This is a genomic window from Sphingomonas sp. AC435, from assembly GCF_979253005.1.
In genome coordinates this window covers 751,342-759,460 of sequence record NZ_CEEDCJ010000001.1, presented here as the reverse complement: position 1 = coordinate 759,460, position 8,119 = coordinate 751,342, and the positions used below count along the sequence as shown (strand labels likewise).

8 protein-coding genes are annotated in these 8,119 nt (G+C 66.9%); 3 read left to right on the top strand and 5 right to left on the bottom strand.

Features of this window, described 5'->3' with window-relative positions; genetic code table 11:
• From AC0CH8_RS03635 to AC0CH8_RS03625, 3 genes are all read right to left on the bottom strand, one after another.
• A partial coding sequence (locus AC0CH8_RS03635; RefSeq protein WP_465238702.1) for an NF038122 family metalloprotease occupies positions 1–1,100 on the bottom strand: 1,100 nt, incomplete at its 3' end.
• 75 nt (positions 1,101–1,175) lie between these two features.
• On the bottom strand, positions 1,176–1,766 hold the full coding sequence (locus tag AC0CH8_RS03630) for a PEPxxWA-CTERM sorting domain-containing protein (protein ID WP_204198975.1): 591 nt from the start codon (positions 1,764–1,766) through the stop codon (positions 1,176–1,178).
• 329 nt (positions 1,767–2,095) lie between these two features.
• The gene (locus tag AC0CH8_RS03625; RefSeq protein ID WP_465238701.1) at positions 2,096–3,013 is read right to left on the bottom strand and encodes a LysR family transcriptional regulator; all 918 of its coding nucleotides are present in this window, start codon (positions 3,011–3,013) and stop codon (positions 2,096–2,098) included.
• A gap of 92 nt (positions 3,014–3,105) precedes the next feature.
• Here AC0CH8_RS03625 and AC0CH8_RS03620 point away from each other — a divergent pair, with 92 nt between their 5' ends.
• Genes AC0CH8_RS03620 through AC0CH8_RS03610 form a run of 3 tightly spaced genes read left to right on the top strand, consistent with a single transcriptional unit; the run spans position 3,106 to position 5,704 of the window.
• Positions 3,106–4,101, top strand: a complete 996-nt coding sequence (locus tag AC0CH8_RS03620) for a TIGR03571 family LLM class oxidoreductase (protein WP_465238700.1) — start codon at positions 3,106–3,108, stop codon at positions 4,099–4,101.
• A gap of 20 nt (positions 4,102–4,121) precedes the next feature.
• Complete coding sequence (locus tag AC0CH8_RS03615; protein WP_465238699.1) at positions 4,122–5,237, top strand: alkene reductase; 1,116 nt, start codon at positions 4,122–4,124, stop codon at positions 5,235–5,237.
• Positions 5,234–5,704: a nuclear transport factor 2 family protein gene (locus AC0CH8_RS03610; protein WP_465238698.1), complete on the top strand. Its 471-nt coding sequence runs from the start codon at positions 5,234–5,236 to the stop codon at positions 5,702–5,704. The genes AC0CH8_RS03615 and AC0CH8_RS03610 overlap by 4 nt, the downstream gene beginning before the upstream one ends.
• 155 nt (positions 5,705–5,859) lie before the next feature.
• Here AC0CH8_RS03610 and AC0CH8_RS03605 read toward each other — a convergent pair whose 3' ends face one another.
• Together AC0CH8_RS03605 and AC0CH8_RS03600 are read right to left on the bottom strand one after the other, a co-directional pair.
• Entirely contained in the window at positions 5,860–7,410 is a 1,551-nt protein-coding gene (locus AC0CH8_RS03605; protein ID WP_465238697.1) for a sensor histidine kinase, read from the bottom strand.
• Complete coding sequence (locus AC0CH8_RS03600; protein ID WP_465238696.1) at positions 7,407–8,117, bottom strand: response regulator transcription factor; 711 nt, start codon at positions 8,115–8,117, stop codon at positions 7,407–7,409. Before AC0CH8_RS03600 ends, AC0CH8_RS03605 begins: the two co-directional genes overlap by 4 nt.
• Between the last annotated feature and the right edge of the window lie 2 nt (positions 8,118–8,119).

Below are 8,119 nucleotides of genomic sequence, written 5' to 3'. Positions count from 1 at the left end.
CGGTAGATCGATGCCGTGCTCATCCGGTAGCCGGGGCGGCTCAGCGGATCGAACGCGATATCCCAGCCGATCATGTCATACGCCGCCAGATCGAGCGCGGTCACCTCCAGGGTCTGCCCGAACCCGACGGTTGGATCGAGGATCCCCTCCGACGGGTCACCGCGCGGCGAGTCCTTCCAATGCGACGCCTGTTGCCCATCGCCGTTCAGGCGACCGGTGGACATCAGCGAGTTGCCGAACAGCTGGGTCCGCCCGCCGTCGGCCGACATGTAGGGCGTGTTCTGCGTCGACCAGTCCAGACGGCCGGGCGCGCTGTAGCGGAAATAATCCAGGGGCCTGACGAGCGCGCTCCTTTCTGCCGCCCGATCGAACTGAAATCCCGCGGGCCCCGTGAGCGCGTCGTAGATATCCACACCGCTGATGAACCCCAGGGCGTGTCCGATCTCGTGGATGGCGGTGCCGATGAAATCGAAGCTGTTGGCGGCGATGCCGTCCCGCGGATCGAAATCGAAGTTGAAATCGCTGCTGAACGTGACCACGCCATCCAAGCCGTTCTGAGAGATGGGGCTGCCGAAGGCGTCCCTCGTCATGCCCAGAGCCTTGGCGTTGGCGGTGTTGACCACCGAAATAGCGTTATTGATCGAAGCGTCATTGTCGAACCGCGTGCGGGTGTCGATGTAGCCGGTGCGTGTCGCGTTCAAGGCATTTGTCGTCGCGGAGAGGTAGGTTTGGCCCCGCTCCCCGTTCGTCAGCGGCTGGAGCGATCCGACCGCCGTACGATCCAGCGACGAGGTCGCATCCGATGCGAGCCGGCCATAGACGGCGGAATTGTCGGCGAAAACGATGTTCGAAGCGGTCTGGCCTACGACGCCGGAGCCCAGCGAGGAGAAGCCGATGCTGAGATTGATGTTGGTGTTGTCGCGCAGGACGGACGACCAATAGCTGGCGGCGACCTCGAAACCGAGGCGGGCCTGCGATCCGATTCCGGCCCCACCGGAGTCGATCAGCGTAAAGGTCACCGCCTGCGCTGGCGCGATCGAAAGGCCCGCCAGCGTCGTCGCGGTGGCCGTCAGCAGAAGTTTACGAAGCAATGCGTGCATGAATCACCCTCGAATTTCAGAACATCATCAGGAAATCGATCCGGCGCCCGCCGGATCGATGTGTCGGTTGGTGTGTCAAGCGGCGGCGGCGAGCGCATTCCGCGAACGGCGACGCAGAGCGCCCCCGACCATACCGATCCCGCCGATCATCATCGCCCAGGTCGCGGGTTCCGGCACCGAGTTGGCGTAGGAGACGCTGTACCTCGCCAGATCGCCGCTGATCGGACCCGATACACCGTAAAATGTCACGGCGCTCAGCACGGCATCTTCATATCCCGTTTCGGGCAGGTCCAGAGTGGGACGTGCCCCGACGCCATATTGAAGAGTAAAGGCGACGGACACAGGTATTCCTGGAACTTCGGAGAAGAACTGAATGAGGTCGCCGAAAAACTGATCGGATATCTGGATGAACATCGGGCGCGTAAACACCTCGCCGAAGAGATCGAAGGTGTGCACCCACGTCGGCGACCCGCCGTAATTGGCTGTTTCGATCCCCTGAACAATCCTGCGTTCGCTGAAGGCTGTTCTCGTATCGAACGTAAATCGACCCGACACGTCTCCACCCAGTATGCCCGTCGTGGTGGCATATTCGATAGTCACGACACGGGCCTCCGCGGCCCCGGACCACAACGCAAGCGCTGCAACTGCACCAAGATACTTGATCATCTTACGAGCCCCCTTATGCGCTAACTGCTTCAGCATAGACTATTAGCATTCCGCCGATGTCATGTGTCTGAATGTTTGGTTAACAAGGTCTAGCAGCAACTCTGGTTGAGTCAAAGAATGACTTTCACTCGCAAAATCACAGGGTTGATGGGCTCCGCAGAAACCTCACGGGAACGCTCCAGTTTCCACATTCAAAAATTGTCGGCACTGGCAATTTAAAATTGTAATGTTGCGCGACAGCTTGAAATTTGCGACCGGGCGTTGCTTTTGACCGTCAGAGTGATTGGCTGCGCGGTCAGCCGAACTGGACGGGTAGCCTGCGGGTCTCTTCAGGCGTGAAAGGGCGAGGGGCGCGTCTGGGCGCCCTGTCGCAACATCGCCACGATCATCCGGATGCTGGGACGCATGTAGCGGGACCGGGGCCAGATCGCATGGATCGGCATGTCCGCACCGGCGTGATCGTCCAGCACCGTGCGCAGCGCCCCGGTCGCAAGGTGGTCGGCGATCAGCCAGGTGGGGAGCTGACACAGGCCGCACCCGGCGAGCGTCGCCGCCACCATCGCCTCGCCGTCGCTCAGTTCGTGGCGCACGCGCACTGGCATGGAGATGACGGTCCCATCCGCTTGTCGCAGCAGCCAGACGGGATGCGCGCTCCGCTGCCAGCCGGTGATGCAATCCCGCGCGGCGAGGTCGGCCGGAGTCGAAGGCGCACCATGTTCGGCGAGATAGGCGGGTGACGCACAGATCACGAGCCGCTGGCGACCCAGCGGCACGGCGACCAAATCGGCATCGTCGGCCAGCCGCCCGATCCGCACCGCCAGATCGACCCCTTCCTCGACGATACCGGCGGTGCGCTCGCTGAAATTGATCGACAGGTCGAGGCGCGGGTGCCGCAGCACCAGTTCCTGCAGCATCGGCAGCACATGGCGTCGCCCGAACGCGCCGGGCAAGTCCAGCCGCACGCGTCCGACCGGCTCGCTGCGGCCGGTCATCAGCCGCTGTTCGACATCGTCGAGTTCCTCCAGCGCGCGGACGCAGCTTTCGTAATAGACCTCGCCCTCATGCGTCAGCGTGATCCGCCGGGTTGTCCGGTGGAACAATTTGGTGCCGAGGCGGGCCTCCAGCCGCGACACGCTCTTGCCGACGGCCGAGCCGGTCAGGCCCAGCGTGGCGGCTGCGGCGGTGAAACTGCCGGCCTGCGCCACCCGCACGAACTCGATCACGCCCGCAAGGTCCTGCACGTCCATTGTGGAATGCTAGGACGGAGTGATCGTCATGCGCAACGGATTATCGTCTGCCAACGGCACATTAGATTATGGCGGTACCAAGGAGCTATCCGATGTCTGCCGCTTCCCTGTCCCGTCATCCCGGCTACCGCAGCCTGTTCGCGCCCAAGGCGCTGACGCTCGGCCTCATCATGCCGCTGGAAACCTACCCCGATGCGCCCGCACCGACGATGCGCGGCCATATGGCGGCGGCGGTCGCGGCCGATGCCGCGGGCCTCAGCGCGCTGTGGATGCGCGACGTGCCGTTCTACGATCCGGACTACGGCGATGCCGGTCAGGTGTTCGAGCCGCTGACCTATCTCGCCGCGATCGCATCGGTCACGACGTCGATCGCGCTAGGGACGGCAGGCATCGTCCTGCCGCTGCGCGAACCCAAGCTGCTCGCCAAGCAGGTGGCGACGGTCGATCAACTGTCGGCAGGACGCATGATGCTAGGCCTGTCGTCGGGCGATCGTCCGTCCGAATATCCGCTTTTCGGCATCGACTTCGCCACGCGCGGCGAACGGTTCCGCGACGCCTTCGACGTGTATCGGACGGTGATCGGCAGCGACTTTCCGCACTTTGCCTCGCCGCGCTTCGGCAGCGGCGACGGCCGGCTCGATCTGGTACCCAAGCCGGCGTTCGGACCGGTCCCGACGATCGCCATCGGTCGCGGCCAGCAGTCGCTGGAGTGGGTGGCCGCCAACATGCATGGCTTCATCGCGCCGTCGCCGTCGATCGACCGTCTCGCGGACTTCGCGAGCGATTGGCGCGATCTGGTCGAGCGCGCAGCGGGTGACACCGTCTTCAAGCCGATCGGCATCGCCGGCTACCTCGATCTCGTCGCCGACCGCGATCAGCCGTTGCAGCAGATCCGCGCCGGCTTCCGTACCGGCAGCAAGGCACTGGCGGAGTTCCTGGAACAGGCGCGCGATGCCGGCATCAACCATGCCGCGCTCAATCCCAAGATCAGCCGTCGCCCGCATGCCGCGCTGATGGACGATCTGGTGCGCGACGTGCTGCCCCATTTCCCGAGCCTTTGCCCACCTGCGCACGCGCTGGCGGCCTGAACCCATTGAGGAAGCATATCATGACCATGTTGTTCGAACCCTATGATCTCGGCGACCGGCGGCTTGCCAACCGCGTCGTCATGGCGCCGATGACGCGCGCCCGCGCACCGCAGGAGATCCCGGACGCACAAACGGCGCTATACTATCGGCAACGCGCCGGCGCCGGCCTGATCGTCACCGAAGGGCTGCCGGTGTCGGAGGAGGCACGCGGCTACCTCTACGTTCCCGGAATCTTCAACGACGCGCAACAGGCTGGATGGACCCAGGTCACCGATGCCGTGCACGCCGAAGGCGGCCGCATCTTCGCGCAGTTATGGCATGTCGGGCGAGTCTCGCATGTATCGCTGCAACCCGGTGGCGCGGCACCGGTGGGCCCGACCGGACAAGCGGCTGCCGGCGTAACCGCCTTCACGATCGGCGACGACGGGAAGCCCGGCCCGGTGCCGGTCAGCACGCCGCGGCCGCTGTCGACCGACGATGTGGCGCGTGTCACGGCGGATTTCGTCCGCGCAGCCCGCCGTGCGATCGATGCCGGTTTCGACGGGATCGAGCTTCACGGCGCCAACGGGTATTTGTTCGAACAGTTCATCAACGGTGCGCTCAACGACCGGGACGATCGCTACGGCGGGTCGGTCGAGAACCGGCTGCGCTTCCTGATGGAGACGATCGACGCGGTGGCGGCGGAGATCGGGATGGAGCGGGTCGGCGTCCGCATCTCGCCGTTCGGCCGGCTCTACGATATGCGCCCCTTCGCCGACGAGGCCGAGACCTGGGTGCAGGCGGCGGCGGCCTTCCAATCGCGAGGGCTCGCCTATGTCCATCTGAGCGATCAGCTGACGATCGGCGCCGAGAAGATGCCGGAAACGTTCGCGGCCGACTTCTGCCGCACCTATCGCGGGACGCTGATCGCGGCGGGCGGCTTCGATCGACACTCCGGCGAGGCGGCGTTGCAGGCGGGCCAACTCGACCTGATCGCGGTCGGGCGCGGCTTCATCGCCAATCCCGATCTCGTCGAACGCTGGCGTCATGGCCACCCGATCGCGGAGGCCGATCGCGCTACCTTCTACGGCACGTCGGGTGCGCGGGGCTATACCGACTATCCGGTCTGGTCCGCCGACATGGAGGCGGCGGCATGAGCATGATCGACACCCGCCTCGCGGCGCTGCTGGAAATAGAGGACATCCGCCAGCTTCGGCTGCGCTATTCCGCCAGCCTCGACAGCGGCGACATCGACGGTCTCGATCGGGTGTTCGCCCCCGACGCGACGGTGAGCGTCACCGTCGGCACGATGACGGGGCTGGCCGCTATCAAGGCGGGGCTGGCCGATGCCTTTCGCCAGTTCGATCGTGACAGACGGGGCCGCTACCCCTTCCTGCACGCGATCACCAATCATCAGGTCACGCTGACCGGACCGGACACGGCGGAGGGACGCTGCTACCTGATCGATTTCGAAACCGCGTCCAAGCCCGATCCCAATCCCCTGCTGCTGCTCGGCCTGTATGCCGACCGATACGTGCGCATCGACGGCGGCTGGCGGATCGCCAGCACGGCGCTGGAGGTCGTCTGGCCGGCAGCGGAGGGTAGCGCGGATCGTGCACACTGATCCGGCTACCGGCGTCGACGGCGACGGGACGACACCTTGCATCCCGAAGCCCCTCGGCGCGACCGGGGAGCGATCGAGGTAACCCGAAGCAATCCGAAGGGACGCATCCTCGCGCACGCTCGACCTGCCAGCAGCCACAGCCACAGGCCCGGCCCTCACCGCAGCCGCACCACGAACACCGTGCCCGGCCCGTCCTCCAGCACCAGCGACCCGCCATGCGCGTCGAGCAGCGAGGCCGCGATCGGCAGGCCCAGTCCCGTCCCCCCCGTCGTCCGCCGCGTCGTGAAGAACGGTTCGAACACCCGCGCGCGATCCGCGGGCGGGATGCCCGGACCCGTGTCCGACACGCGAACCGACACCCCATCCCCCTCGCCCACCGCCACGATCGACGCCGATGCCGCCCCCGCCTGACGACTGTTCGCAAGCAGGCCCGCCAGCACTGCCTCCAGCGTCGCCGCGTCGATCCGCGCCGACGATCCGGCCGGCACCGCGACCTCGACCGCGAACCCATTGCCCCGCTCCGCATCCGCGACGCGGTGCGCGACGGCAGCGAGATCGGCCCGGCCGTCGCCACCCGTGCCCATGTCTGCCCGGGCCAGATCGAGCAGGCGCGTCACCAGCAGCGCGAGGCGATCGGCGTCGGCATCGGCGTTGGTCAGGAAGCGATACCGCTCGTCGGTCGACATCGTGTCGCCATGTTCCGCCAGCAGTTCGAGCGCGCCGCGGATGCCCGCGAGTGGCGTCTTGAATTCGTGGCTGACCGCATGCGCGAAGTCGCGCAAATAGCGGGATCGCCGCTCGATCGCCTCCGCCATGATCGCGAAGTCGGCGTAAAGCCCCTGGATCTCGATCGCGGCGGTGACCGGCGCGGGTGGCACTTCGCCGCGGCCGCTGGCGACGGCGCGGGTAGCCGCGCCCAGCGCCTCGATCGGGCGGGCGATCCCGCGCGACAGCAGCCCGCTGAGGAACACCAACGTCCCGAAGATCAGCACGATGCCGAGCGCGATCTTGCCGCGATCCTCGTACAACCCCTTGAACAGCGCGCGGGCGGAGCGGGACAGCAGCAGCACGCCGACCACGCGGCCGTTCACCACGATCGGCCGCGCGTGGTGGACGCGGATCGCGGCGGCGCGCGACAGCCATTCGAAGCGGTACACGGCGCGGTACGCCCCGTTGCGGCGCAGGACGGTGGTGGCGCGGCCCTGCAAGGCGGCGGCGACTTCCGTCAGGGCGGCATAGCTGCCGTCCGGACCGACGCCGTCACGATCGAGCAGCGTCAGGCTCGCCAGCGTTTCCGCCTTGGTGGCGGCGGCGACGGGAGCGAGCCTCCGCGCCGCGGCGACCGCATCCGCCGTCATGTCGCGCGCTACGGTGGCGGCGGGCCGCTCAGGCAGGATCGGTGTCGTGCTGAGATCGATGCCGCTATCCGGCGCGTCGTACCCGTACGGGTCCGGAGCATCCGATCGCGCCGGACTCGCCACCACCGCGCGTCCAGGCAGCACGTCTGGCCAGAGCAACGCGGCGGTGGCGGCGAGCGCGGCTCCCTGCGCCACCAGCTCCGCCTCCGTCTGGCGCACCAGCGTATTCTCGTAGACGCGCAACCCCACCGCACCGACGCCGGGCAGCGCCGCCACCAGAAACAGCGTCGCAAACAGGATCGTCCGCAGCCGCAGCCGCGGCCAGTGACGCTTCGCCCAGGCTTTCACGCCAGGGGCTGCTCGCCGCGGCACGGCCCCAGCGCATAGCCGATGCCGGCGCGTGTTTCGATCAGGTCGGTGCCGCCGACATTTGCGAACTTCGCGCGCAAATTGCGGATGTGACTGTCGATCGTGCGGTCCGTGACCGCGAAGCCCGGCCCGTGCAGCCGGTCGATGATCGCGTCGCGCCCGAACACCTTGGCCGGCATCGCCGCGAGCAGGCGCAGGATCGAGAATTCGGTGACGGTCAGCGGCACCTCGACATCCGCCCAGCTGGCGCGCCACCCGTCCATGTCGAGCCGCAGCAGCCCCTGCGCGATCGTCGCGGCGGCGGGTTGGGGCGGTGCGGGGGCGGCGACGCGGCGCAGGATCGCCATCACGCGCGCCACGACCTCGCGCGGGGAGAAGGGCTTCACGACATAATCGTCCGCGCCCAGTTCGATGCCGATCACGCGGTCGATCTCGTCGTCGCGGCTGGACAGGAACAGGATCGGGACCTGGCTGTCGGCGCGGATGCGGCGGCACACTTCCAGCCCGTCCATCCGCGGCATGTTGATGTCGAGGACGATGAGATCGGGCTGCTGCGCTTCGACCAGCGCCAGCGCCGCCTCCCCGTCCGCGGCCTCGATCGTGCCGAGCCCGGCCTTGCCCAGTGCGAAGACGAGCAACTGGCGGATATGCGGATCGTCGTCGACGACAAGGATGGTGCGCGGCATCG